At 71.3% G+C, this 22,460-nt stretch carries 23 protein-coding genes and 1 pseudogene; 13 read left to right on the top strand and 11 right to left on the bottom strand.

Annotation, left to right across the window (positions count from 1 at the left end; translation table 11 throughout):
• Window positions 1-22: 22 nt before the first annotated feature.
• The 3 genes from ACFY1E_RS15750 to ACFY1E_RS15740 are packed head-to-tail and all read right to left on the bottom strand — an operon-like array spanning window position 23 to window position 1,696.
• Window positions 23-430, bottom strand: coding sequence for a Rieske (2Fe-2S) protein (locus tag ACFY1E_RS15750; RefSeq protein WP_389075940.1), 408 nt, complete (start codon window positions 428-430; stop codon window positions 23-25).
• Window positions 427-1,011: a DUF6529 family protein gene (locus ACFY1E_RS15745; RefSeq protein ID WP_389075939.1), complete on the bottom strand. Its 585-nt coding sequence runs from the start codon at window positions 1,009-1,011 to the stop codon at window positions 427-429. Before ACFY1E_RS15745 ends, ACFY1E_RS15750 begins: the two co-directional genes overlap by 4 nt.
• A 25-nt stretch (window positions 1,012-1,036) precedes the next feature.
• Window positions 1,037-1,696 carry a hypothetical protein gene (locus tag ACFY1E_RS15740; RefSeq protein ID WP_389075938.1) on the bottom strand — a complete coding sequence of 220 codons (660 nt, stop codon included), beginning with the start codon at window positions 1,694-1,696 and terminating at the stop codon, window positions 1,037-1,039.
• A gap of 230 nt (window positions 1,697-1,926) precedes the next feature.
• Here ACFY1E_RS15740 and aroH point away from each other — a divergent pair, with 230 nt between their 5' ends.
• The 5 genes from aroH to der all read left to right on the top strand — a co-directional run bounded on the left by aroH (window position 1,927) and on the right by der (window position 6,506).
• Window positions 1,927-2,289: a chorismate mutase gene (gene aroH / locus ACFY1E_RS15735; RefSeq protein ID WP_389075935.1), complete on the top strand. Its 363-nt coding sequence runs from the start codon at window positions 1,927-1,929 to the stop codon at window positions 2,287-2,289.
• A complete protein-coding gene (locus ACFY1E_RS15730) occupies window positions 2,286-3,380 on the top strand; it encodes a prephenate dehydrogenase (protein WP_389075934.1) in 1,095 nt (364 codons plus the stop codon). Before aroH ends, ACFY1E_RS15730 begins: the two co-directional genes overlap by 4 nt.
• 231 nt (window positions 3,381-3,611) lie before the next feature.
• Complete coding sequence (gene cmk / locus ACFY1E_RS15725; RefSeq protein WP_115909017.1) at window positions 3,612-4,298, top strand: (d)CMP kinase; 687 nt, start codon at window positions 3,612-3,614, stop codon at window positions 4,296-4,298.
• Window positions 4,256-4,948, top strand: a complete 693-nt coding sequence (locus ACFY1E_RS15720) for a lysophospholipid acyltransferase family protein (protein ID WP_389075931.1) — start codon at window positions 4,256-4,258, stop codon at window positions 4,946-4,948. Before cmk ends, ACFY1E_RS15720 begins: the two co-directional genes overlap by 43 nt.
• A gap of 79 nt (window positions 4,949-5,027) precedes the next feature.
• Window positions 5,028-6,506 (top strand): ribosome biogenesis GTPase Der, encoded by a 1,479-nt coding sequence (gene der, locus ACFY1E_RS15715; RefSeq protein ID WP_389075929.1) that lies wholly within the window; start codon window positions 5,028-5,030, stop codon window positions 6,504-6,506.
• 50 nt (window positions 6,507-6,556) lie between these two features.
• On the opposite strand, the gene ACFY1E_RS15710 is transcribed toward der, so the two are convergent.
• A complete protein-coding gene (locus ACFY1E_RS15710) occupies window positions 6,557-6,907 on the bottom strand; it encodes a hypothetical protein (RefSeq protein ID WP_389075927.1) in 351 nt (116 codons plus the stop codon).
• Window positions 6,908-6,968: 61 nt separating this feature from the next.
• Window positions 6,969-7,751, bottom strand: a complete 783-nt coding sequence (locus ACFY1E_RS15705) for a hypothetical protein (RefSeq protein WP_389075925.1) — start codon at window positions 7,749-7,751, stop codon at window positions 6,969-6,971.
• Between the two features lie 186 nt (window positions 7,752-7,937).
• Between ACFY1E_RS15705 and ACFY1E_RS15700 the strand changes: the two genes are divergently transcribed.
• The 3 genes from ACFY1E_RS15700 (at window position 7,938) to ACFY1E_RS15690 (ending at window position 9,674) form a co-directional block, all read left to right on the top strand.
• Window positions 7,938-8,216, top strand: a complete 279-nt coding sequence (locus ACFY1E_RS15700) for a hypothetical protein (RefSeq protein WP_389075922.1) — start codon at window positions 7,938-7,940, stop codon at window positions 8,214-8,216.
• 46 nt (window positions 8,217-8,262) lie between these two features.
• On the top strand, window positions 8,263-8,919 hold the full coding sequence (locus ACFY1E_RS15695; RefSeq protein ID WP_389075920.1) for a transglycosylase family protein: 657 nt from the start codon (window positions 8,263-8,265) through the stop codon (window positions 8,917-8,919).
• Between the two features lie 110 nt (window positions 8,920-9,029).
• Window positions 9,030-9,674 carry a transglycosylase family protein gene (locus ACFY1E_RS15690; RefSeq protein WP_389075917.1) on the top strand — a complete coding sequence of 215 codons (645 nt, stop codon included), beginning with the start codon at window positions 9,030-9,032 and terminating at the stop codon, window positions 9,672-9,674.
• Here ACFY1E_RS15690 and ACFY1E_RS15685 read toward each other — a convergent pair.
• Genes ACFY1E_RS15685 through ACFY1E_RS15675 form a run of 3 tightly spaced genes read right to left on the bottom strand, consistent with a single transcriptional unit; the run spans window position 9,568 to window position 13,478 of the window.
• Entirely contained in the window at window positions 9,568-10,284 is a 717-nt protein-coding gene (locus ACFY1E_RS15685; protein ID WP_389075915.1) for an ATP-binding cassette domain-containing protein, read from the bottom strand. The two genes, ACFY1E_RS15690 and ACFY1E_RS15685, sit on opposite strands and share 107 nt — an antisense overlap.
• Complete coding sequence (locus ACFY1E_RS15680) at window positions 10,281-12,992, bottom strand: ATP-binding cassette domain-containing protein (RefSeq protein ID WP_389075912.1); 2,712 nt, start codon at window positions 12,990-12,992, stop codon at window positions 10,281-10,283. The genes ACFY1E_RS15685 and ACFY1E_RS15680 overlap by 4 nt, the downstream gene beginning before the upstream one ends.
• 9 nt (window positions 12,993-13,001) lie before the next feature.
• The gene (locus ACFY1E_RS15675; protein ID WP_389075910.1) at window positions 13,002-13,478 is read right to left on the bottom strand and encodes a hypothetical protein; all 477 of its coding nucleotides are present in this window, start codon (window positions 13,476-13,478) and stop codon (window positions 13,002-13,004) included.
• 135 nt (window positions 13,479-13,613) lie between these two features.
• Here ACFY1E_RS15675 and ACFY1E_RS15670 point away from each other — a divergent pair, with 135 nt between their 5' ends.
• The 4 genes from ACFY1E_RS15670 to ACFY1E_RS15655 all read left to right on the top strand — a co-directional run bounded on the left by ACFY1E_RS15670 (window position 13,614) and on the right by ACFY1E_RS15655 (window position 17,454).
• A complete protein-coding gene (locus ACFY1E_RS15670; RefSeq protein WP_389075907.1) occupies window positions 13,614-14,189 on the top strand; it encodes a hypothetical protein in 576 nt (191 codons plus the stop codon).
• Entirely contained in the window at window positions 14,158-15,456 is a 1,299-nt protein-coding gene (locus ACFY1E_RS15665; RefSeq protein ID WP_389075905.1) for an ABC transporter substrate-binding protein, read from the top strand. The genes ACFY1E_RS15670 and ACFY1E_RS15665 overlap by 32 nt, the downstream gene beginning before the upstream one ends.
• Before the next feature lie 94 nt (window positions 15,457-15,550).
• Window positions 15,551-16,372 (top strand): hypothetical protein, encoded by an 822-nt coding sequence (locus ACFY1E_RS15660; RefSeq protein WP_389075903.1) that lies wholly within the window; start codon window positions 15,551-15,553, stop codon window positions 16,370-16,372.
• A gap of 38 nt (window positions 16,373-16,410) precedes the next feature.
• A complete protein-coding gene (locus tag ACFY1E_RS15655) occupies window positions 16,411-17,454 on the top strand; it encodes a helix-turn-helix transcriptional regulator (RefSeq protein ID WP_389075901.1) in 1,044 nt (347 codons plus the stop codon).
• 43 nt (window positions 17,455-17,497) lie between these two features.
• Here the strand turns inward: ACFY1E_RS15655 and ctaD are convergent.
• Window positions 17,498-19,021, bottom strand: a pseudogene (gene ctaD, locus ACFY1E_RS15650) (cytochrome c oxidase subunit I); the annotation flags it as partial.
• Between the two features lie 463 nt (window positions 19,022-19,484).
• Here ctaD and ACFY1E_RS15645 point away from each other — a divergent pair.
• The gene (locus ACFY1E_RS15645) at window positions 19,485-19,700 is read left to right on the top strand and encodes an I78 family peptidase inhibitor (protein WP_266953865.1); all 216 of its coding nucleotides are present in this window, start codon (window positions 19,485-19,487) and stop codon (window positions 19,698-19,700) included.
• 88 nt (window positions 19,701-19,788) lie between these two features.
• On the opposite strand, the gene ACFY1E_RS15640 is transcribed toward ACFY1E_RS15645, so the two are convergent.
• Complete coding sequence (locus ACFY1E_RS15640; protein WP_389075898.1) at window positions 19,789-20,811, bottom strand: phosphatase PAP2 family protein; 1,023 nt, start codon at window positions 20,809-20,811, stop codon at window positions 19,789-19,791.
• Between the two features lie 237 nt (window positions 20,812-21,048).
• The gene (locus ACFY1E_RS15635; RefSeq protein ID WP_389075895.1) at window positions 21,049-22,299 is read right to left on the bottom strand and encodes a mannosyltransferase family protein; all 1,251 of its coding nucleotides are present in this window, start codon (window positions 22,297-22,299) and stop codon (window positions 21,049-21,051) included.
• Window positions 22,300-22,460: the final 161 nt, after the last annotated feature.

The raw sequence follows: 22,460 nt of genomic DNA, 5'->3' as shown, positions 1-22,460 counted from the left end.
GCCCCGGAGCGTACGCGGCCCCTCACGCCAGGCGGATCGAATTTCCCTCCACCTTGATCTGCTCCGCCGGCAGCGGCTTCGGTGCGGGGCCGCCGGCCACCGAGCCGTCGGCGATGCGGTACTTGCTGCCGTGGCAGGGACAGTCGATGGTGCCGTTCGAGATGGTGCTCACCGTGCAGCCCTGGTGGGTGCAGATCGCCGAGAAGGCCTTGAACTCGTCCTTCTTCGGCTGGGTGACCACGACCTTCTGGTCCTTGAAGATCTTGCCGCCGCCGACGGGGATCTCGGAGGTCTTCGCCAGCTCCTGCCCGCCGGATGCGTTCGCGGAGGACCCGGAGTCGCTGTTGTCGCCGTACTTGCTGCAGCCCGCGGCGAGCGTCGCCGCGCCCGTCGCGATGAGAACCGTGCGCCGCGTGGAGCGGTGGGTCATGTCGTCACTCCGAACGTGCGGAAGAACCAGAGGGCGGAGGTCAGCCAGATGAGCGTGAGAACGGTGAAGACCAGCCCGCCGACGAGCGGCAGCAGCCAGCCGGGGAGCCGCTGAGAGCGGAGCAGCAGCATCTTGGCACTGAAGGCACCGAAGAAGAAGCAACCCAGGGCGGAGTGCCACATCACGCGCGTCTCGTAGGTCTGGTAGCCCAGCGCGTACAGGCAGTGCACGGCGACCGGGACCGCCACCAGGAACGCGATCCGTCCCGACCAGCGGTGCAGCGTCGACGCCCAGCGCGGCCCCGGCAGCTTGCCGTACACCATGAACGCACTGACCAGCTGGACGAGCGCGAAGAAGAACGCGGTCGACGCCAGCCATGACTTCACCGCGCCCGTGCTGCTGAACCCGGCCAGGTTGAAGGCCGTCCCGGTGGGGTCGTGCACCTTGCCGTACACCCCGAGGCCGACGGCCACCGCGGCGGCGACGAGGGCCGGGATCAGATAGCGGGCGGGACTGGGAGCGCGATGGGCGGGTTCGGAGGGCGGGAAGCTCTGGGTCGCGGCGTTCGGGTCGACGGTCATGGTGTCGTCTCCCAGGTCAGGAGGATCAAGGAGTTACGGGATGTGCCGTCAGCCGCCGTCCGTCGACCGTCACCGCGCCCGTCGCCGGGTCGATGGCCGGCGCGGCCGAGGGCTCTCCGTCGCGGGTGACGATGCCGACCTGCTTGCCGCCCGGCAGGACGATCCAGCCGCCGACGATCCTGGCGCCGGCGACCTGGCTGTTCGCCCGGTAGATCCCGGACGGCTTCTTCGCCTTGTCGAGGGTGAAGGCGTAGTGCCCGCCGCCGACCTCGGCCGTGCCCCGGATCTGCCTGCCGCCCTTCAGCGTGCCGGTCAGCTTCGCGCCGTGGTCACCGGTCAGGCTCAGACTGCCGTCGTCCGTCACCGCGCCCTTCAGCCAGGACTCGATGTTGTGGCCGTCGCAGAAGTACGCGATCGCCTTGCCGTCGCGCAGTGAGACGGCCACGGCGGACGAGTCGTCGTCGGTACGGCCGGTGTAGACACCCTGGGCCGCGGCCGTCCGCGACGGCGACGGGCCGGTCGGCGCGGTGGCCTTCGAGGGAGTCGGCGACACCGTGACGGCGGGCGACTTCTCCTTGTACGGGGACGAGGCGCTCTTCGTCCCCGTCGTCGCGTTGAGCGACAGCATGAACAGGCCGAGCAGCAGTCCCGCGAGCAGGGTGAGCAGCGGTCCAGGACGCTTCATACGGGCCTCCCCCGAGGCGAGTGTCCTGCCATCAGAGCGGACCGGCGGCCCCGACGTAAAGAGGCGCACAGGGGCGAGCCGCCCCAAGTAGCGAAATTGGGGCGATTCAGTGACATTGACCGGGCATCGGAGCCGCTGTCTCAGCGGGCGGGCGTCGCGCACCCGTCCGCCGCGGCCTGACTAGGCTGGAGGGTCGAAAGCCGATCCGTACATCAGCGAGGAGTGCAGCCGTGGCGGTACGAGCGGTCCGGGGAGCCGTCCAACTGGAACGGGACGAGGCCGGGCACATGGACGAGCAGGTCGGGGCCCTGCTCACCGCCATCCTGGAGCGGAACGCCTTGAGCACCGACGACCTGATCAGCATCTGGTTCACGGCCACGCCCGACCTGCACAGCGACTTCCCGGCGGCCGCCGCACGCAAGCTCGGCATCGTCGACGTACCGCTGATCTGCGCCCAGGAACTCGACATCGAGGGCGCCATGCCGCGCGTCGTGCGGGTCCTGGCGCACATCGAGTCCGACCGCTCGCGCGCCGACATCGCCCATGTCTACCTCGGCGCCGCAGCCGCCCTGCGCAAGGACATCGCCCAGTGAGGACCGCGCTCGTCATCGGCACCGGGCTCATCGGTACGTCCGCCGCCATCGCCCTGTCCCAGCGGGGCGTCGTCGTCCACCTCTCCGACCACGACCGGGAGCAGGCCCGTACGGCCGCCGCGCTCGGCGCCGGCACCGACGAGGCCCCCGCCGGCCCTGTCGACCTCGCGATCATCGCCGCGCCTCCCGCCCATGTGGCCGGAGTCCTGGCCGACGCCATGCGCCGGGGCCTGGCCCGCGGCTACCTCGACGTGGCCAGTGTCAAGGGCGGACCGCGCCGCGAGCTGGAGGCGCTGGGCCTGGACCCGTCCGTGATGTCGAAGTACATCGGCACGCACCCGATGTCGGGCCGCGAGAAGTCCGGGCCGCTCGCGGCGACCGGTGACCTCTTCGAGGGCCGCCCCTGGGTGCTGACGCCGACCCGGGACACCGACACCGAGGTGCTCAACCTCGCCCTGGAGCTGGTCTCGCACTGCCGGGCCGTCCCGGTCGTCATGGACGCCGACGCCCACGACCGCGCCGTCGCCCTGGTCTCCCACATGCCCCACCTGGTGTCCAGCATGGTCGCCGCGCGGCTGGAGAACGCCGAGGAGGCGGCCGTACGACTGTGCGGCCAGGGCATCCGGGACGTGACCCGGATCGCCGCCTCCGACCCCCGGATGTGGATCGACATCCTGTCCGCGAACCCCGGGCCGGTCGCCGACCTGCTCTCCGACGTCGCCGCCGACCTGGAGGAGACGGTGCAGGCGCTGCGGTCCCTGCAGTCCTCCGACGAGGCCAAGCGCGGGGAGGGCGTCCTGGGCATCGAGGACGTCCTGCGGCGCGGGAACGCCGGACAGGTCCGGGTGCCGGGCAAGCACGGGTCCGCTCCGCGGGCGTACGAGGTCGTGGCCGTCCTCATCGACGACCAGCCGGGTCAGCTGGCGAGGATCTTCGCCGACGCGGGTCGGGCCGGGGTCAACATCGAGGACGTGCGGATCGAGCACGCGACCGGGCAGCAGGCGGGTCTGGTGCAGCTGATGGTGGAGCCGCAGGCGGCGCCGGTCCTCACGGCGGCGCTGCGGGAGCGGGGCTGGGCGATCCGGCAGTAGTTCTCTCGCCCCCGCCGCCCCTACCCGTCCCTGGGGGCTCCGCCCCCAGACCCCCGCCTTCGGCCTGAACGGCCTCGTCCTCGAACGCCGGACGGGCCGGGGGTGCCGGCCGGCGTCCATCAGCGGCCGAGACCTGCGCGTCCGGACGAGTGACGCGCACCCAGTAACCTTGTGCAGGGCACCCTCGCGGCCCCGCACACCCACCGCATCGCACCAGGAAGGTGTCCCCCCGTGGAAAACGGCGTCGCCAAGCCCGTGATTGTCGCCATCGACGGTCCGGCCGGCACCGGCAAGTCGAGCACGTCGAAGGCCGTCGCCGCGCAGCTCGGCCTGAGCTACCTGGACACCGGCGCCCAGTACCGGGCGATCACCTGGTGGATGGTGACCAACGGGATCGACATCGACGACCCGTCCGCTATCGCCGCCGTGGCGGGCAAGGCCGAGATCGTCTCCGGCACCGACCCGGCCAATCCGACGATCACGGTCGACGGCACCGACGTGGCCGGCCCGATCCGCACCCAGGAGGTCAGCTCCAAGGTCAGCGCGGTCAGCGCGGTGCCCGAGGTGCGGGCCCGGATCACCGAGCTGCAGCGCTCGCTGGCCACCTCCGCGGAGCACGGCATCGTCGTCGAGGGCCGTGACATCGGTACCACCGTGCTGCCCGACGCCGACCTGAAGATCTTCCTCACCGCCTCGCCGGAGGCGCGTGCCGCCCGCCGCAGCGGCGAGCTGAAGGGCGCCGACGTGCACGCCACCCGCGAGGCGCTGATCAAGCGCGACGCGGCCGACTCCTCCCGCAAGACCTCGCCGCTCGCCAAGGCGGACGACGCGGTCGAGGTGGACACCACCGACCTCACCCTCGCGCAGGTCATCGAGTGCGTCGTCACCCTCGTCGAGGAGAAGCGGGCCGGGAAGTGACCGCACCCTCCGTCCCCTCCGAGAAAGGCGCCGAGGTCGGGCGGCGGATCGGCGTCGGCCTGATGTACGGGCTGTGGAAGCCGCGCGTGCTGGGTTCCTGGAAGGTGCCCGCCACCGGCCCGGTGATCTTCGCCGTCAACCACTCCCACAACATCGACGGTCCGATGGTCATGGGCGTGGCGCCCCGGCCGACGCACTTCCTGATCAAGAAGGAGGCGTTCGTCGGCCCACTGGACCCCTTCCTGCTGGGCATCGGGCAGGTCAAGGTCGACCGGTCGGGTGCCGACCGCACGGCGATCACGCAGGCGCTGGACGTGCTGTCCGCCGGCGGGGTCCTCGGCATCTTCCCGGAGGGCACCCGCGGTGAGGGCGACTTCGCCGCGCTGCGCGCCGGGCTCGCCTACTTCGCCGTACGCAGTGGAGCACCGGTCGTCCCGGTCGCCGTACTGGGAAGTTCCGAGCGGCGGGGACGGTTGATAAAGGGGCTGCCTCCGCTGCGCAGCCGTATCGACGTCGTCTTCGGCGACCCCTTCGAGGCGGGCGACGGCAGCGGACGGCGCACGCGCAAGGCGCTCGACGAGGCGACCGAACGCATCCAGAAGCAGCTCACCGCTCACCTGGAAAACGCCAGGCGCCTGACCGGGCGCTGAGCGACACTTCAGTAGTGGATCAGCCGGAGAAACCGGACGGTCCACCGATCACCACGATGAACGACGAGGTACGGACTTCATGAGCGACCACATCCACTCCGACGGCTCGGGCGAGGAGCACGACCACGGAGCACTTGGCGACGCCGAGTACGCGGACTTCATGGAGCTCGCCGCGGAAGAGGGCTTCGACCTCGAGGACGTCGAGGGCGCCATCGAGGAGGCCGGTCACGGCCCGCTGCCCGTCCTCGCCGTCGTCGGCCGCCCGAATGTCGGCAAGTCGACCCTGGTGAACCGCATCATCGGACGGCGCGAGGCAGTCGTCGAGGACAAGCCCGGCGTCACCCGCGACCGCGTCACCTACGAGGCCGAGTGGTCGGGCCGCCGCTTCAAGGTCGTCGACACCGGCGGCTGGGAGCAGGACGTCCTCGGCATCGACGCCTCCGTGGCCGCGCAGGCCGAGTACGCGATCGAGGCCGCCGACGCCGTGGTGTTCGTCGTCGACGCCAAGGTCGGCGCCACCGACACCGACGAGGCGGTCGTACGGCTGCTGCGCAAGGCCGGCAAGCCGGTGGTGCTGGCGGCCAACAAGGTCGACGGCCAGAGCGGTGAGGCGGACGCGGCCTACCTGTGGTCGCTGGGCCTCGGTGAGCCGCACCCCGTCTCCGCGCTGCACGGCCGCGGCACCGGCGACATGCTGGACGCCGTCCTCGAGGTCCTGCCGGACGCACCCGAGCAGACCTTCGGCACCGCGGTCGGCGGCCCGCGCCGCATCGCCCTGATCGGCCGCCCGAACGTCGGCAAGTCCTCCCTCCTCAACAAGGTGGCGGGCGAGGAGCGCGTCGTCGTCAACGAGCTGGCGGGCACCACCCGCGACCCGGTCGACGAACTCATCGAACTCGGCGGGGTCACCTGGAAGTTCGTCGACACCGCCGGTATCCGCAAGCGCGTCCACCTCCAGCAGGGCGCCGACTACTACGCCTCCCTGCGCACCGCCGCCGCCGTCGAGAAGGCCGAGGTCGCGGTCATCCTGATCGACGGCTCCGAGTCCATCTCGGTACAGGACCAGCGGATCGTCACCATGGCCGTCGAGGCGGGCCGGGCGATCGTCATGGCCTACAACAAGTGGGACACCCTCGACGAGGAGCGCCGCTACTACCTGGAGCGGGAGATCGAGACCGAGCTCGGCCAGGTCGCGTGGGCGCCCCGGGTGAACGTCTCCGCCCGCACCGGCCGTCACATGGAGAAGCTGGTCCCGGCGATCGAGACCGCGCTGGCCGGCTGGGAGACGCGTGTCCCCACCGGCCGTCTCAACGCCTTCCTCGGCGAGCTGGTCGCCGCCCACCCGCACCCGATCCGCGGCGGCAAGCAGCCCCGCATCCTCTTCGGCACCCAGGCCGGCACCAAGCCCCCGCGGTTCGTGCTGTTCGCCTCCGGCTTCATCGAGGCGGGCTACCGGCGCTTCATCGAGCGCCGGCTGCGCGAGGAGTTCGGCTTCGAGGGGACGCCGATCCATATCTCGGTGCGGGTGCGCGAGAAGCGCGGCAGCAAGAAGAAGTAGGCCACACAAGGGGGTGGGCGGTCCCGATCGGGACCGCCCACCCCCTTGTGTCAGCGAACGCCGCGCGGTCCTGGTGGCAGTGCGGCCGGCAAGCGCTGCCACTGCGTCTGCTGCCGGGCGCTGTAGGCCCCGGCGCTGTAGGCGCTGTACGAGCTGCTGAACGATCCCGGCCGATGACCTCCGTGCTGCTCCGAGCTGGTCGGAATGTTGCCGAAGGCGACGAACCCCAGGTTCTCCTCGCCGCTGCGGTCACCCGGCAGCGTGCGGAAGGACTTGACGTACTCGGACCAGAGTGCGTCGTAGATGGGCGTGGCCGAGTGGCTGCCCGAAATGTCCTGGGCCGAGCGGGCGGAGGGAATCGGCTGGAAGGACTGGCGGCGGGGGATGTCGTATGCGTGCACGTATGTCCAAACGACCCCGAACTTCAAGGGATGCGGTTGATATCCGCCTCTTTGGGTGATCTCATGTGCCCGCGAGCGGCATGGCGACGCCGACCAGCTTCCCGTTGGCCGCCGCCTTGTCGAGCGCGTCCCGCAGCAGGTCCTCCCGGGGCTGACGCCCGATGGACCCCACCGGCGCGGCGAACATGAGCACCTGCTGGTGCTTGTTGGCGGCGGCCCGCCAGCCGTCGGTCACCTGCAGCGGCTGATGCGCCTGCCACCATGCCACCGGCTGCCCGCCGTTCGTGCCGGGCTGCAGCACGGCGTGCAGCTGGCCCATGGCGAGCAGCACCGACCAGCCGTGCAGCACCGGTGGCACCTCGGACAGCTCCATGAGCGGCATGAACCCCTGCTCGATCAGCAGCGGCAGGAAGTCGTCACCGAGGCCGGTCGTGCCCGGCCGCACGATGGGTCCGGTCGGCTCGACGACCAGCGCCGGGTGCAACTCACCGGCGATCAGGACCAGTCCGCTGGTCACTCCGAGCACGGCCTGCTCGGGGACGACCTGGGCGGGGTCCAGGTCCACGGTGTCCCCGGAGATGGAGCGCACGGCCCCCTGGAGCTGCTCCTCGGTGACCTGGACGACCTGCGAGGGCAGGCAGGTGGCGTGGGCGAAGGCGAGGACGGCGGTCTCCTCGCCGACGAACAGGACGGTGCTGGTGCGCTCCTGTTCGGAGTCGCCCGGGGTGCGGCAGGAGGTGCAGTCGTAACTGCCGGGGGCGTTCTCTCCGGCGAGCAGCCGGTCGGCTTCTTCGTCGCCGATCTCGGCTCGTACCTCGTCGCTGACGTCGAGCATGCGCGGCACGGGTGGCTCCCCTCGGGAAGTGTGAACCGGGCGGGTCCCGGGCTCATGAAGAAGACAACGGGCGATCTGTGGCGGGAGTCACGCTTCAGGGCGAACGGAGTCGAACCATCCACCGCGCAGGGTCACCGCAGGTGCGGAATCGGACACTCATTGTCAATTCCTTGGAAATCCAAGGAAGTTGGTTGCGTGAAGTGGGTCACAGATCGTCACGACCCATGGTCGACAAATCAGGAAATCCGCGAATTAAGTGGGTGGCCGAAAATTGCCGATACCGGCGGTAACGGCGAACTGGCCTGGAATGACAAGCAGTTGGTTGCTGACGCCTCGACAGGCTCCTTAGATTCCTCCGCCGTGTGCAACGAGCACCGCTCGGGAACGTCCGCCGACCGCACCAGCCAGCAGTACCAGCAGAACGCGATCACCGGCGGACGGGGCGGAGCGCGGCGACCGGCCCATGTGCCGTGAGCGCGCCCCGCCTTGGGGGAGCCCGGGTGTTTCGAGAGGGAATTACATGTCCGAGTGTGCCGATACCAGCCGTGACAACGTCCGCAGGAACCGTACGACGGCGCTCCTCGCCGGGGCGGCACTGCTCGCCCCGCTCGGGCTGCTGGCCGCGACCGGCAACGCCGCGGCGGCGGACGGCGGGGTGTGGGACCGCATCGCCCAGTGCGAGAGCGGCGGCAACTGGCACATCAACACCGGCAACGGCTACTACGGCGGGCTGCAGTTCTCCGCCGGCACCTGGCGCGCGTACGGTGGCGCGGCCTATGCGCCGACGGCCGCCGGGGCCTCCAGGGAACAGCAGATCGCAGTGGCCACCAAGGTCCAGCACGCCCAGGGTTGGGGTGCCTGGCCGGTCTGTTCGGCACGGGCCGGAGCGTACGGCAGCGCACCCGCGGCCTCCTCCGGCTCCGTCACCACCAAGTCCTCATCGGTCACCAAGCCGAAACCGGTCACCAAGTCGAAGCCGTCGAAGACATCGGCACGTTCGACGGGCCACACGGCGCGCAGTGCCTCCCGCGGCGACTACACCGTCCGCGAGGGCGACACCCTGAGCAAGATCGCCGCCCGGCACGGGACCACCTGGCAGCGGCTGTACGCCGCCAACAAGGCCGTCATCGGCTCCGACCCCGATCTGATCGTGCCCGGGCAGCAGCTCGACCTCTGAGCCGCTCCCCTCGCCGAAGGGCTCCGTCCGGTCGTCCGACCGGGTGGGGCCCTTCGGCCCATCGGACGCGCCGGAGCGGTCGCGGGCCGCCCACTGCTTACCGTGGCCCGATGTTCCGCATGCACCGTAAGCAGTTCGCACTCGCGCTGGCCGCCGCCCTGTTCGGCGCCCTCGTCCCCGTCACGGCGCAGGCGGCACCACCGCCACCGCTGCCGGGAACGCTTCCGGTGCGCTTGTCCTACGCCTGCGCCAAGGACCACTGGCCCTGGGGATGCATCGCGGACTGCGAGAGCGGCGGACAGTGGGACATCAACACCGGGAACGGCTTCTACGGCGGGCTGCAGTTCCGGCAGTCCACCTGGAAGTACTTCGGCGGGCTGAAGTACGCCCCGCGCGCGGATCTCGCCAGCCGCGAGGAGCAGATCGCCGTGGCCGAGAAGGTGCTGGCCGCCCAGGGATGGGAGACCTGGCCGGCCTGCTCCCAGCGCTACCGCCTCCAGGGGCGCGTGCACGCCGTCCACGCCGGCGAGACGCTGGTGTCGATCGCGGACAGGTACCGCGTCGACGGCGGCTGGCTGTCGCTGTACCGGGCCAACAGGGACATGGTCGGCGAGCATCCGACCCGGCTGAACGTCGGTACGCAGCTGCTCATCCCGCGGGGCTCGGCCCGCGCCCAGGAGCCGTACCGGGACTTCGAGGCGGCCGGCCCGCCCCTGACCCAGGACGAGACTCCCGTTCGCCCGCCTCTCCGCTGAACACGACGGTGCCGCGGCGCAGTTCGTACACGATGACCCCCGTCCGGTCCTGCAGCCCGGGCGGCAGCCGCTGCTCGGCGATGACGACGCAGGCGTCGAGGGCGCCCAGCAGCTCGTAGGTGCGGGCCGCGACCGCGGGCGACATGCCCTGCGCGGGCTCGTCGACGAGCACCACGCGTGCGCGTGCCAGCAGGGCGCGGGAGAGCGCGAGCATGCGCTGCTCGCCGCCGGAGAGGGTGCCGGCGCGGCGCGCGAGCAGCGGCTCAAGCTGCGGATAGGCCTCCAGGGCGAAGCCATGGTCCCCGGACGCCAGTTCGAGGTTCTCGCGCACGGTGAGGGAGCCGAACACGGCCTGCCGCTCGGGAACCAGACACAGCCCCCGCCGAGCCCGCTCGTACGCCGGTGTCCGGCTCACGTCGACGCCGTCCCACACCACCGCGCCGCCGGACAGCGGTACGACACCGGCCAGCGCGCGCAGGGCGGTCGTACGGCCGGAGCCGTTGCGGCCGAGCAGGACGGTGAGGCCGGGGCCGGGGGCGGCGAGGGTGACGCCGTGCAGGGCCTCCAGGGGGCCGTAACGCACGCGCGCGTGGCGCAGGGAGATGGTCATGGGCCCGCCTCCCCGGTGCCGAGGGTGTCGAGTACGTGTCCGGGTGGGCCGGAGGCGACGATGCGGCCCGCCGTCATGACGTGCACGACGTCCGCGAGGTCGGCGACCAGGTCCAGGTCGTGCTCCACCACGAGGAGGGCGGTGCCGTCGGCTGCCAGGGCCTTCAGCACCCGTGCCAGGGCGGCGACCTCGGTGCTGTCGAGGCCGGCTGCGGGCTCGTCGAGCAGCAGCACGCGGGGGCTGCCTGCGAGGGCTCTGGCCAGTTCTACGCGGCGCAGTGTGCCGGTGGGGAGGTCGGCGGCGGGCAGGGTCCGTACGGGGCCGTCGAGGCCGAGCAGCCGCAATGCCCGGTCGACGGCTGCGGGGTCGGTCACCCGGCCCTGTTCGGCGCCCACGCGGACGTTCTCGGCCACCGTCAACGACGGGAAGACGGAGAGCTGTTGGAAGGTGCGGGCGATTCCCAGGCGGGTCCGGGTGTGGGCGGCGAGTCGCGTGATGTTCCTTGGGCCCAGGCGGACTTGACCTTGGGTGGGGTGCAGGGTTCCTGCCAGGCAGTGGAAGAGGGTGCTCTTGCCTGCCCCGTTGGGGCCGACGACGGCGGTGATCTGTCCCGGGGGGACGGTGAGGTCTACTCCGTCGAGCGCCTGGAAGCCGCCGTAGCGGGCGTGGAGGGTGTGGGCTGTGAGGGTTGGTGCGGGTGCGGGTGTGTGGGTGGGCGCCCGGCCTTCGGCCGGGTTGGAGGTCCCACCCGCACCACCCGTGGCGCTTTCGTTGTCGGGCGCGGGTGGCCCTTGTGGTGGCCGCGCGCCATCGGCGGCTGCGGCTCGATTCCGTGGGGAGCCGGCCGGTCGTTCCGCAGGCCGCAGCCTCGCCCGCACCCGTGCCCCCAAAGGCGTCAGCCTCGCCCCCCGCCGTAGCCGCAGCGCTCCCGCCGCCCTTCGCAGAGCCTCGTACGGGCCGCCCGGGAAGCGGCCCACGAGTACCGCCAGCACGCCGATCAGGGCCGCCGCCATGCCGCCGCGGGCGCCCGCGTCCAGGCCCACCAGGAGGGCGGCTGCGGCCAGGGCGCCCAGGGTGCTGTCGGCGCCCAGTACCACGACGGCGGCGAACCACAGCAGGCTGCGCACGGGGTCGTAGGTGCTCGGGTCGAAGGCCCGCAGGCCCATGCCGAGCATGCCGCCGCCGAGCGCGGCCAGCGCGGCGCCCGAGACGAAGGCCAGGAGCTTGAGCGAGGGGACCTGGACGCCGGCTGCGGAGGCGCCCGACTCGTGGTCGCGCATCGCGGCCAGGGCCCGGCCCGTGCGGCCCCTGCGCAGCGCCCGCGTGGCCAGCAACGCCGCTGCCAGCAGGGCCAGTTCGAGGACGTAGTAGGCGCGGTCGCCGTCGAAGCCCGCCGGGCGGTCCAGGGCGAGGCCGGAGGTGGCGTACGGCTGGGCGAAGACGAAGCGGCTCACGCCGACGCCCACCGCGAACGTCGCCAGTGCGAGGGCGAGCCCCTGGCGGCCGATCGCCGGCCAGCCCGTCAGAAGCCCAAGGGGAGCCACCAGGACGACCGCCACCGCCAGGGCGGCCAGCTCGGGCAGCCGCGGCAGCACCGGGAAACGGCCCGCCGCGAGGAGGGCCGTGAACAGGGCGCCCAGGCCCGCGTAAGCGGCCTGTCCCAGGGAGATCTGGCCGCCCCGGCCGGTGACCACCACCAGGGACAGCAGGACCACGCCCAGCGCCGGCACCTGGACCGAGGTGTGCAGGTCCGAACCCGCGAAACCCAGCGGGAGCAGGAACAGGACGACGGCCACTGTCCAGGCGCCCGGCGGTGTCGGCACGCGTGCGGTGGCCGTCCGGGGAAGTGCGTCGCGGGTGCCGATCCGCGGCAGAGCCAGGGCGGCGACCAGGAGGGCCACCACGAACAGGTTCGCGCCCACCGCCTGCAGCAGAGGTTCGCCCCAGCCGGCGGGATGCAGCCGCGTCAACTGGCTCTGCGCGATCCCGATGCCCAGCGCCACGACGACGGCCACCGGCAGGTTCCGCATCCGCGCCGCCACCGCGACCGCCACCACCTCCATGACGAGCAGCGGCAGGCCGTACGGGTCCAGGCGCACGTGCGGCGCCAGCAGCACCCCCGTCAGGCCCGCCGTGAACGCACCGAAGGCCCAGCCGGCCGCCGCCACCCGGTCCGCGTCGATCCCGCCGAGCACCGCGAGCTGCCGGTCGTCGACCACGGCCCGCAGCTCCCGCCCGAACCGCGTCCACCGGATCACCGCGCCGACACCCACGGCCAGCACGAGCACCACCGCCAGCTGGCCCCAGGGGTCCTCCGAGACCAGTTCCGGGGCGTCGTCCCGCGCCCCCTGCCCCCACACCAGCGCCGCCCCGCCGACCAGCAGCACGAAGACCCCGATGGACGCGACGAGCGTCTGCGCCGGGTCGCTGCCCAGGACGGCGAGGGGCCGGAAGACGAACCGTTCCAGAACCACGCCGATCGCCGGGGCCAGGACGACGAGCGTCACCGTCGCCCCGAGCCACAGCGGCCAGCCCCACTCGACCACGCACTGCCGCAGCACGTACGCGCACACCATCGCGATCGCACCGTGCGCGAAGTTGAGCACGCCGGTCGCGCGGTACGTCACGATCAGGCCGATCCCGGTGAGCGCGGCCGCGCTGCCGACGGAGAGGCCGGCGAGCGTGAGGTCGTACGTGAGGGAGGACATCGGGAGGCTTCAGTCGGTCTCGTCGGCGGGTTCGCAGATCGGACACGGGCCCAGCTCGCCGCTCTGCAGCAGTTTCGAGTCGACCGGTACGGCCTCCGCCTTCCCGGAGACCAGTGGGCAGTCCGCGCGGTGCCACAGCGTGCCGCCCGGCACCATCAGCAGGTCACCGCTGACCGCGAGGGGCAGGGCGGCCGCCTGCCGGGACTCGTCGGCGTCGGCGGACCCGGCGGCGACCAGGAGGCCGTAGAGCTCCTCCACACGTGCGGCGGCGAGCGCGTTGCGCCCATGGGTGAGCAGCACGGACCCGGCGATGATCAGTGCGGCGCCGGGGACCGTGCAGGAGGCGAGATAGGGCAGCTGACGCTCGGCGTAGCGCTCACCGGAGATGCCGTACCAGCCGATGACGCACAGCACCGCACCCGAGGCGAGCGCGGCCCAGCCGGCCCACAGGACGGGGTGCACGGTCCGCAGTCGGGCTGTCCGCATAACTGGCTCCCACACGTCGCGTTTCTGTGCATGTGCCTGTCCATGTCAGCCAATGGCTTGCACTATGCCTCCTGGAAGCTGACCCTGAAAGCACCGGGCGCACCTTGCCCGGACCGACACCCGGTGGTGAGCCAGATGGTTCTCGGGAGCGACCTCAGGCGGGGGAAGGTACGAAGGGGGCGCGGCCCAAGGGCGGCGGGACGGGGCACGGCGTTCGCGGCCGCCCTTGTTCTCATCTTCGCCCCGGTGCTCGCGGCCTGCAGCGACAACAGCGGCGGCGGGAGCGAGAGCACACCCCCCACGCCGTCCGTGGAGAAGACGACGAGCGCACCGGCCACCGCGCCCGCGGATCCGGCCGCCGCCACGAAGGAGATCAAGCAGAACTGGGCGAAGTTCTTCGACCCGAAGACGCCCGTCAAGGACAAGCTGGCCGTCCTGGAGAACGGTGACAGGATGGTGCTGGTCCTGAAGGCCTTCGGCGGTGACCAGCGCGGCGGACAGGTGCAGGCCCAGGTGACGAAGGTCGACTTCACCTCGCCCACCAAGGCGACCGTGACGTACAACCTGACCCTCAAGGGCGCCACCGCCCTGCCGAACGCCTCCGGGACGGCCGTCGAGCAGAACGGCACCTGGAAGGTCTCCGTGAACACCCTCTGTGCACTGGTCGGTATGAGCGGCAATGCCTCGGCGTCGGCTCTCCCCGGCTGCTGAGTGCGCTACCGCGGCGCTGCTGCTCCTGCTGGGCACGGCCTGCGGCAGCCGCCTGCCGGAGAGCGACTTCGAGCACGGCGGCCGCACGAACGCGCCCGCGCCCACCGGCGGGACCCCCGTCCGCGTCGGCATCATCACCAGCGCCACCAGCCCGGTCGGCGGCAACACCTTCACCGGTCCGCGCGACGGCGCCAAGGCCTTCTTCGACCGGCTCGACGCGCTCGGGGGCATCGACGGGCACCCGGTCGAGGTCCGGGAGTGCGACGACGGAGGCAGCGGCGTCGGCAACAACACCTGCGTGCACCGGCTGATCGAGGAGGACCAGGTCGTCGCCCTGGTCGCCACCACCGCCCTGGACTACGCGGGCGCCTCCCGGGTCTCCCACGCGCGCGTGCCCGACATCGGCGGCCAGCCCATCGGCGCCGCCTACGACACCTGGCCGCACCTGTACGGCATCTACGGCAGCCTCGCCCCGAGGAACGGCACCCCCGGCTGGAACGGAAAGCTCTACGGCGGCACGGAGGTCTACCGCTACTTCAAGCGCGAGAAGGGCGCCCGCACGGCCGCCGTCGTGTCCTACAACCAGGCCGCGTCCGCCGCCTACGCCCGTCTCGTCGAACAGGGGCTGAAGGCCGAGGGCTACAAGGTGGTCACCGAACAGGTCGACTTCGCGCTGCCCAACTTCCGTGCCGCCGCCGCCGATCTGAAGGAGCAGGGCGCCGACCTGGTCTTCGACGCGATCGACACCCACGGCAACGCCCAGCTGTGCAAGGCGATGGACGAGGTCGGCGCCGAGGTCCTCGCGAAGGTCACCAACGTGCAGAACTGGACGTCCACCGTCCCCGACGACTACAAGGACTCCCCGCGCTGCCGCAACGCCCTCTGGGCGACCGGCTCCAGCCGGAACTACGAGGACACCGGCAACGCGGCCGTACGGCAGTTCCGGGACGCCACCAAGGCCCTGAAGACGCACTCCCAGTGGCAGTTGGAGGGCTGGGCGGCCGCCATGTGGTTCACGGACGCGGCCAAGTCCTGTGCACGGACGGGCATCACGCGCGCGTGCGTCGACGCCTTCATGAACCGCAGTGAGAACTACACCGCGGGCGGGCTGCTGGTTCCCGTCGTCTTCGAGCGGCTGGCCGAGCCGCCGAAGGACCGCCGGACCTGTCTGTCGGTGGCCCGCTGGCAGGACGGCAGGGGCTGGGTGTCCCAGGGGGACATGAACAGCAACTGCTTCGACGTGCCGCAGCTCTCCTACCAGCCGTAGACCGGTATCGGCCGTAGTCCGAGGTAAAGGGCAACCAAAGTGCCTGTCCGACGGTCTAACCCAGGAACACCGGCCGAGAAGGGATCCGTACCGCATGACAACGTTGGCTCCGCAGTCCACACCGCTGCGCGCCGACTGCATCGCCGACTCCGCGGGCGGCCTGACCTTCGACGTCCGCGCGGTCGGGGAGACGGCCACGGCCCTGCTCGTGCTGCGCCGCCGCGACAGCCACGACGAGGTGTATCTGCCGCTGACCCCCGCCGGGGACGGCCGGCTGCGTGCCGCGCTGCCCAGCATCGTCGCCCTCCCCGAGGGCCGCTGGGACGCCTACGCGCGCGTGGACGCCGGCGAGCCGCGCCGTCTGGCGCCCGGGGTCACCGATCTGCGCTCGCTCGCCGCCCGCACCCCCAGCGGCTCCCACGGCCATGTCGCCGTCCGCATCCCGTACGCGACCCGGCAGGGCAACCTCACCGTCCGCAGCTGGGTGCGCGCCCCGCACGCCGAGGCGGGCGAGCTGCGCATCAGACAGGGTGTGTTGACGGTGCCGGGGCGGGTGTACGGCATCGGGCTCGGCCCGGACGCCCATGCCGAGCTCCGCGGCCGGCACGCGCCCGTTCCGGTGCGGCGTACCGAAGTCCTCGCCGACCGCACCGAGTTCCGCTTCAAGGTGGTCTACGGCGCTCTGGAGCCGGGCCTGTGGGACCTGTGGCTGCGGCCCGCGGGGGAGGCGGGACCGGCGGTGCGGATCGCGCGGCTGCTCGACGACGTGGCCGACAAGAAGCCCGTGTTCACCTATCCACGTGTGCGTGTGGAAGCGCCGTACGGCCCGGTGGAGGCCGGGCCCTACTACACACGGGACAACGACCTGTCCGTGTCCGTCACCGCCGTCAGCCCGTCGCTCCAGGATCCCCTTTAGGACAGCGGCGGTCCGCAACGGCTGGCAGACTCGGCCCCATGTTGGAGACCTCGGCACGACTGCTGCGTCTGCTCTCGCTCCTCCAGGCCCACCGCGAGTGGTCCGGCGCCGATCTCGCCGACCGTCTCGGTGTCACTGCGCGCACCGTGCGCCGGGACGTGGACCGCCTGCGCGAGCTGGGCTATCCCGTCAACGCCAGCCCCGGCACCGGCGGTGGCTACCAGCTGGGCGCGGGCGCCGAGCTGCCGCCGCTGCTCCTGGACGACGACGAGGCGGTCGCCGTCGCCGTCGGGCTGCGCACGGCCGCCGGGCAGGGCATCGAGGGCATCGGCGAGACCTCGGTCCGGGCCCTCGCCAAGCTGGAGCAGGTGCTGCCGAACCGGCTGCGCCGCCGGGTGGGCGCCCTGAACGCCTTTACCGTGCCGATGCTGCGCGGCCCGCAGCCCTCCGCCGTCGACCCGGCCGTCCTGACCGAACTGGCCAACCTCTGCCGGGACTGTGAGCGCCTGCGCTTCGAGTACAGCGACCACGGGGGTGCTTCGAGCCGCCGGACCGTCGAACCCCACCGTCTGGTGTGCTCGGAGCGCCGCTGGTACCTGGTCGCGTGGGACCTCGAGCGCGCGGACTGGCGTACGTTCCGCGTCGACCGCATCACGCCGAAGCCGCCGCACGGCCCGCGCTTCGCGCCGCGCACCCCGCCCGCCGACGACCTCGCCGCGTACGTCTCGAAGGGCGTCTCCACGCGCGCGTACGCCTCCCATGCCGTCGTCCGGCTGCTCGCGCCCCTGGAAGAGGCGGCGGAGCGCATCTCGCCCTCGGCGGGGCAGCTGGAGGCGGACGGCGCCGACGCCTGCATTCTGCGCACCGGGGCGGCGAGCCTCGACGTCATGGTGATCCACGTGATGATGACGGGCTTCGACTTCGAGGTTCTGGAGCCCACCGAGCTCATCGAGGCGATCAGGACGGCCCGGGACCGGCTTTCTCGCGCTCTTCTCCGAGAGGCTCCTCGGGCGTCGCCGCGAACTCGGGATGGTGCAGGTCGAACGCCGGGGACTCGGAGCGGATCTTCGGCAGGATCGTGAAGTTGTGCCGCGGCGGCGGGCACGAGGTCGCCCACTCCAGTGAGCGGCCGTAGCCCCAGGGGTCGTCACTCTCGACCTTCTCGCCGTACTTGGCGGTCTTCCAGACGTTGTACAGGAACGGCAGCGTCGACATGCCGAGCAGGAACGCGCCGATCGTCGAGATGGTGTTGAGGGCCGTGAAGCCGTCCGCCGCGAGATAGTCGGCGTACCGCCGCGGCATGCCCTCCGCGCCCAGCCAGTGCTGCACCAGGAACGTGGTGTGGAAGCCGACGAAGAGCGTCCAGAACTGGATCTTGCCCAGCCGCTCGTCGAGCATCTTGCCGGTGAACTTGGGCCACCAGAAGAAGAAGCCGCCGAAGATCGCGAAGACGACCGTGCCGAACACCACGTAGTGGAAGTGCGCCACGACGAAATAGGTGTCCGAGACATGGAAGTCCAGCGGCGGCGAGGCCAGGATCACCCCGGTCAGACCGCCGAACAGGAACGTCACCAGGAAGCCGCACGCCCACAGCATCGGCGTCTCGAAGGACAGCGAGCCCTTGATCATCGTGCCGATCCAGTTGAAGAACTTCACACCGGTGGGCACGGCGATGAGGAACGTCATGAACGAGAAGAACGGCAGCAGCACCGCGCCGGTGACGAACATGTGGTGCGCCCACACCACCACCGACAGCCCGGTGATCGACATCGTCGCGCCGACCAGCGTCAGATAGCCGAAGATCGGCTTGCGGCTGAAGACCGGGATGATCTCCGTGATGATGCCGAAGAACGGCAGCGCGATGATGTACACCTCGGGGTGGCCGAAGAACCAGAACAGGTGCTGCCACAGCAGCGCCCCGCCGTTGCCCGAGTCGAAGACCTGCGCGCCGAACCGCCGGTCCGCCTCCAGACACAGCAGCGCGGCCGCGAGCACCGGGAACGCCATCAGGATCAGGATCGACGTGAAGAGCGTGTTCCAGGTGAAGATCGGCATCCGGAACATCGTCATGCCGGGGCAGCGCATCCCGATGATGGTGGTGATGAAGTTGACCGCGCCGAGGATCGTGCCGAAGCCCGCCAGCGCCAGCCCCATGATCCACAGGTCGGGCCCGACGCCGGGGGAGCGCACCGCGCTGTTGAGCGGCGCATAGGCGAACCAGCCGAAGGCGGCGGGACCGCCGGGCACGAGCAGCGAGCCGAGCACGATCAGGCCGCCGAACAGGAAGAACCAGTACGACAGCATGTTCAGCCGCGGGAAGGCGACGTCGGGGGAGCCGATCTGCAGCGGCATCAGCTCGTTGGCGAAGCCCGCGAACATCGGGGTCGCGAAGAGCAGCAGCATGATCGTGCCGTGCATGGTGAACAGCTGGTTGAACTGGTTGTTGTCCATGATCTGCAGCCCCGGCCGGGCGAGTTCGGCGCGCATCAGCAGCGCCATCACCCCGCCGGTGAGGAAGAACAGGAACGAGGTGATCAGGTAGAGATGCCCGATCTTCTTGTGGTCGGTGGTCGTCAGCCAGTCGACGATCACCCGGCCCTGACTGGTCGGCACGGGTTGCGCCGCGGCCTGCACGGTCTGGGTCCCCATCGCTCGCTCGCCCCTTCGCTCGTCGCGCCCCGGGCCCGCTGAAGCCCGCGCCCACCCCCGCCCGCGAGCTCACGTCATGATGCGCGCGCCGTCGCGCGCTCCGACAGGGGGTGTGCGGGGGTTCTGTGCTGGAACCGTGTATTTTCTACGCGGTGTCAGCTCTCACGAACCCCGCCGGGAATCGGACCCGAAAGAAGTCCGGGATCAGTTCTCACGGCACTTTCCGACGGGCTATTCGGCGAGCGGCCGCGACACGCGGGAATTACGTTCGATTGCCTGCGGAAGGCCTACGGAACCGGTGCGGAACCGCTCGTACGTGTGACACCCGCAGCGCAGTAGTTGATGTCACATGAGCCGAAACACCTGTCGTGATCCTGTGACAGAAGCGTGACAGGAGGGGGATACGGGCCCCGTGGGACGGCCCCGCCTTCCCCGGCCGCGGGACAGGGCCTAGCGTGGCGGCATGGCACCGATTCCCACTCCGCAGGCGGAGCCCCAGGACAGCCCGGACGCGTATGTCGGCCTCGATGCGGCCGGCGCCGAGCGGCGCGCGCGGGAGCGCGGCTGGTCCACGGTGCGCTCGCTGCCGCCGGGGGCGATCATCACGATGGAGTACCGCACGGGCCGGCTGAACTTCGAGGTGGAGGACGGCCGGGTGGTGCGGGCCTGGAAGGGCTGACGGATGACGAAGGCCCCGGTTCCCGAACGGGAACCGGGGCCTTCGCCGTGCGGGGGTGGTTGTGCGTACCGGCCCCGCCGGTGTGCTCTCAGCCGCCCGCCAGGGGGCGGGCCGTGGAGGTCGTCGCGCCGCGCGGGATGCGGTCCGCGTGCGGTGGGCGGCGGCTGCCGGCCGGGGTGACCGGTGTGCGCTCCGAGCGGGCCGTGTGCGGGCCCGGGGCCAGGTAGACGGGCGCCCGGCCCGAACGGGCCCCGGAGCCGACCGTCTCGCGTGCGGCGGCCTCGTCCTGTGCGGCCGTACGCGGCTTGAGCCGCACCGGAGCGCCCACGGGGGCGGCCGGCGCGGTGGCACCCTTGCGGGCGCGCCAGCGGTCGCGCAGGTCGAAGAGGGCGACCTCGGCCTTGGCGATCCCCGGCTCGCACCACGGCAGGGCCAGCAGGATCAGCAGGCCGGCGGCCCAGCCGAGGAGCACGTCGCTCAGCCAGTGCGTACCGAGGTAGACGGTGGCCAGGCCCACGCCCAGGGCGGTCAGTGCGGAGAGGGCGGACAGCCAGCGGCGGGCTCTCGGCGTGGAGGCGAGGTAGGCCAGGATGCCCCAGGTCACCACGGCGTTGGCGGTGTGGCCGCTGGGGAATATATCGCCGCCCATGCCCATCTCGTTCGAGCCGATGGTGGTCGCGTAGTGCGGTCCGAGGCGGCCCATGCCGATCTTGGCGGCGCCCACGGTGATGTTCAGCAGCAGCAGTGAGGCGCCCAGGGTCAGCAGCGGGCGCAGGGTGTGCTGGCGCCAGGAGCGCCAGCCCAGCCAGGCCGCGACCATCACCGCGGTCGGGCCGCGCTGGCCGAGCACGACGTAGTAGTCGACGAACCAGTGGATGTTGTGCCACTGCTGGTACGGCCGGAAGAACATGACCTGCCAGTCGAAGCGGACCAGCCACGACGTGGTCACCACGAGATACACGATCGCCAGGTAGAAGGCCAGGGTCCCGGTCAGCAACGCGACCCGGTGCCGGCTCATCCTCGGCACATCGATGTGGGCCGGTCGTTCCGGCTCCCTGTCCAGTCTGGCGAACACCCGGTCCAGACGGGTGAGGTTTCGTTCGGTACGCACCCAATCGACGTTACAGCGAGTGAGGTAAGTTCTCCGTCTCTTCAGCTGCTTTGTGATGACGATGTGATGTGGGATTCCTCTCAGCAGCGGGTTTATTTCCAAGGAATCCGCAATGTCCGGCGGCCGCTCCCTTCAATTCCTTTGATCATTCCGCGAATCAGTTTTATGGGACTTCCGAATTCGTTCACCGAATGCTGGGGTTGATTTCCCCGGACGCTCACCGGCCCGGCGAGTCGATCATGGAGGACCGGAGCCGTTCAGCCAGAACGCTCCGTACACGGCCGATGCCACCGCGACACCACCCACCACCAGGGCCGACCTGGACGTACGCAGCCGGGACAGGGCCAGGGCGAGGGGCAGCAGCAGCGGGAAGGCGGGCAGCAGCAGGCGCGGTTTCGAGCCGAAGTAGCTCGACGCGCACAGGGCGAGCGCGGTGACCACGCCCGCGTGGACCAGCAGCGGGAGCGGCTGGCGCTGCCGTACGCAGACGACGTACAGCCACACCACAAGGCCGACCCCGAGGACGATCGCGGCGGCCGCGAGCGCCGACGGGAACGACGTGAACTTTCCGGCGACGAAGCGGGCGAAGGCCAGGCCGCCGTCGAAGCCGTTGCGCCAGCCCGCCTGGACGTCCAGATAGCCCAGCGGGCCCCCGCCGGTGCGGTGGCCGACCCACAGGACGTAGCCGGCGGCGCCCAGCGGGGCCAGGAGCATGGCCAGGGCGCGTCGTACGGCCGCGGGGGCGCGTGGTGCGTCCGGTGCGCCGCCGGATGGCCCGACGCGCCGCGTGGAGCCGTCCCCGGGCGGCGCGGGAGTGCACTCGCCCGCGCGCGCGTCCGCCGCGCTCCTCTCTCGCACGAACGAGACCGTCCCGGCCGCCCACACCGCCGCGACGACGGCGAGTCCGACCGGCCGGGTCAGCCCCGCCAGCGCGGCCAGCGCGCCCGCCGTGAGCCAGCGGCCGGTCAGCACCGCGTACAGCGACCAGGCGGCGAGCGCCGTGAACAGCGACTCGCTGTACGCCATCGACTGCACGATCCCGACGGGCAGCACCGCCCACAGCAGCACCGCGCACACCCCGGCCCTGCGGCCGTACACATGTTCTGCGACCGCGAAGATCCCCCAGGCCGCCGCGAGCGAGGCGAGCAGGCTCACGGCGAAACCGGCGTCGGCGTACGACAGCGGACTCACCGCCGCCAGGCCCCGCTCCAACCAGGGCAGCAGCGGGAAGAAGGCCAGGTTCGAGTGCACGTCGCCATTGGGCAGCCGCACCTCGTAGCCGTAACCGAGCTCGGCGACCCTCGTGTACCAGAGCGCGTCCCAGCGGGCCGTCAGCAGCGTGTACGCGCTCTTGCCGCGCGCGGCGCTCCACAGGGCCAGTACGAGCAGGCCCAGGGCGCGCACGGCCACGTACCCGAGGAGGGCCGGGGCCGCACGGCGCAGGGCCGTCTCGCGTGGCGGCGCAACGCGTGTCACAAGGTCGGTCACGGGCTCGATTATCGACGGCCGACGGAACCGGGAGGCCGGGCGGGGCGTGGCTCAGGAGGAGGGGGAGTGGCGTACGCCACACCGGTCTGTGCGAACTCTGAGAGGTCCACCACGTGACCTTTACACGAACTCGCGTACGCTGACGTGTCACTCGCCTTCGT

Source organism: Streptomyces sp. NPDC001604, from assembly GCF_042893475.1.
GTDB lineage: Bacteria > Actinomycetota > Actinomycetes > Streptomycetales > Streptomycetaceae > Streptomyces.
The sequence above is the reverse complement of the archived record's forward strand: the minus strand, read 5'-3'. Positions and strand labels throughout refer to the sequence as shown.

Coding starts and splice junctions, on each gene's coding strand:
- ACFY1E_RS15665 (WP_389075905.1), top strand. CDS start 14,158: ATGCCTCGGCGTCGGCTCTCCCCGGCTGCTGAGTGCGCTACCGCGGCG.
- ACFY1E_RS15670 (WP_389075907.1), top strand. CDS start 13,614: ATGGTTCTCGGGAGCGACCTCAGGCGGGGGAAGGTACGAAGGGGGCGC.
- ACFY1E_RS15660 (WP_389075903.1), top strand. CDS start 15,551: ATGACAACGTTGGCTCCGCAGTCCACACCGCTGCGCGCCGACTGCATC.
- ACFY1E_RS15685 (WP_389075915.1), bottom strand. CDS start 10,284: ATGACCATCTCCCTGCGCCACGCGCGCGTGCGTTACGGCCCCCTGGAG.
- ACFY1E_RS15695 (WP_389075920.1), top strand. CDS start 8,263: ATGTCCGAGTGTGCCGATACCAGCCGTGACAACGTCCGCAGGAACCGT.
- ACFY1E_RS15655 (WP_389075901.1), top strand. CDS start 16,411: ATGTTGGAGACCTCGGCACGACTGCTGCGTCTGCTCTCGCTCCTCCAG.
- der (WP_389075929.1), top strand. CDS start 5,028: ATGAGCGACCACATCCACTCCGACGGCTCGGGCGAGGAGCACGACCAC.
- ACFY1E_RS15690 (WP_389075917.1), top strand. CDS start 9,030: ATGTTCCGCATGCACCGTAAGCAGTTCGCACTCGCGCTGGCCGCCGCC.
- ACFY1E_RS15675 (WP_389075910.1), bottom strand. CDS start 13,478: ATGCGGACAGCCCGACTGCGGACCGTGCACCCCGTCCTGTGGGCCGGC.
- ACFY1E_RS15740 (WP_389075938.1), bottom strand. CDS start 1,696: ATGAAGCGTCCTGGACCGCTGCTCACCCTGCTCGCGGGACTGCTGCTC.
- ACFY1E_RS15745 (WP_389075939.1), bottom strand. CDS start 1,011: ATGACCGTCGACCCGAACGCCGCGACCCAGAGCTTCCCGCCCTCCGAA.
- ACFY1E_RS15680 (WP_389075912.1), bottom strand. CDS start 12,992: ATGTCCTCCCTCACGTACGACCTCACGCTCGCCGGCCTCTCCGTCGGC.
- ACFY1E_RS15750 (WP_389075940.1), bottom strand. CDS start 430: ATGACCCACCGCTCCACGCGGCGCACGGTTCTCATCGCGACGGGCGCG.
- ACFY1E_RS15645 (WP_266953865.1), top strand. CDS start 19,485: ATGGCACCGATTCCCACTCCGCAGGCGGAGCCCCAGGACAGCCCGGAC.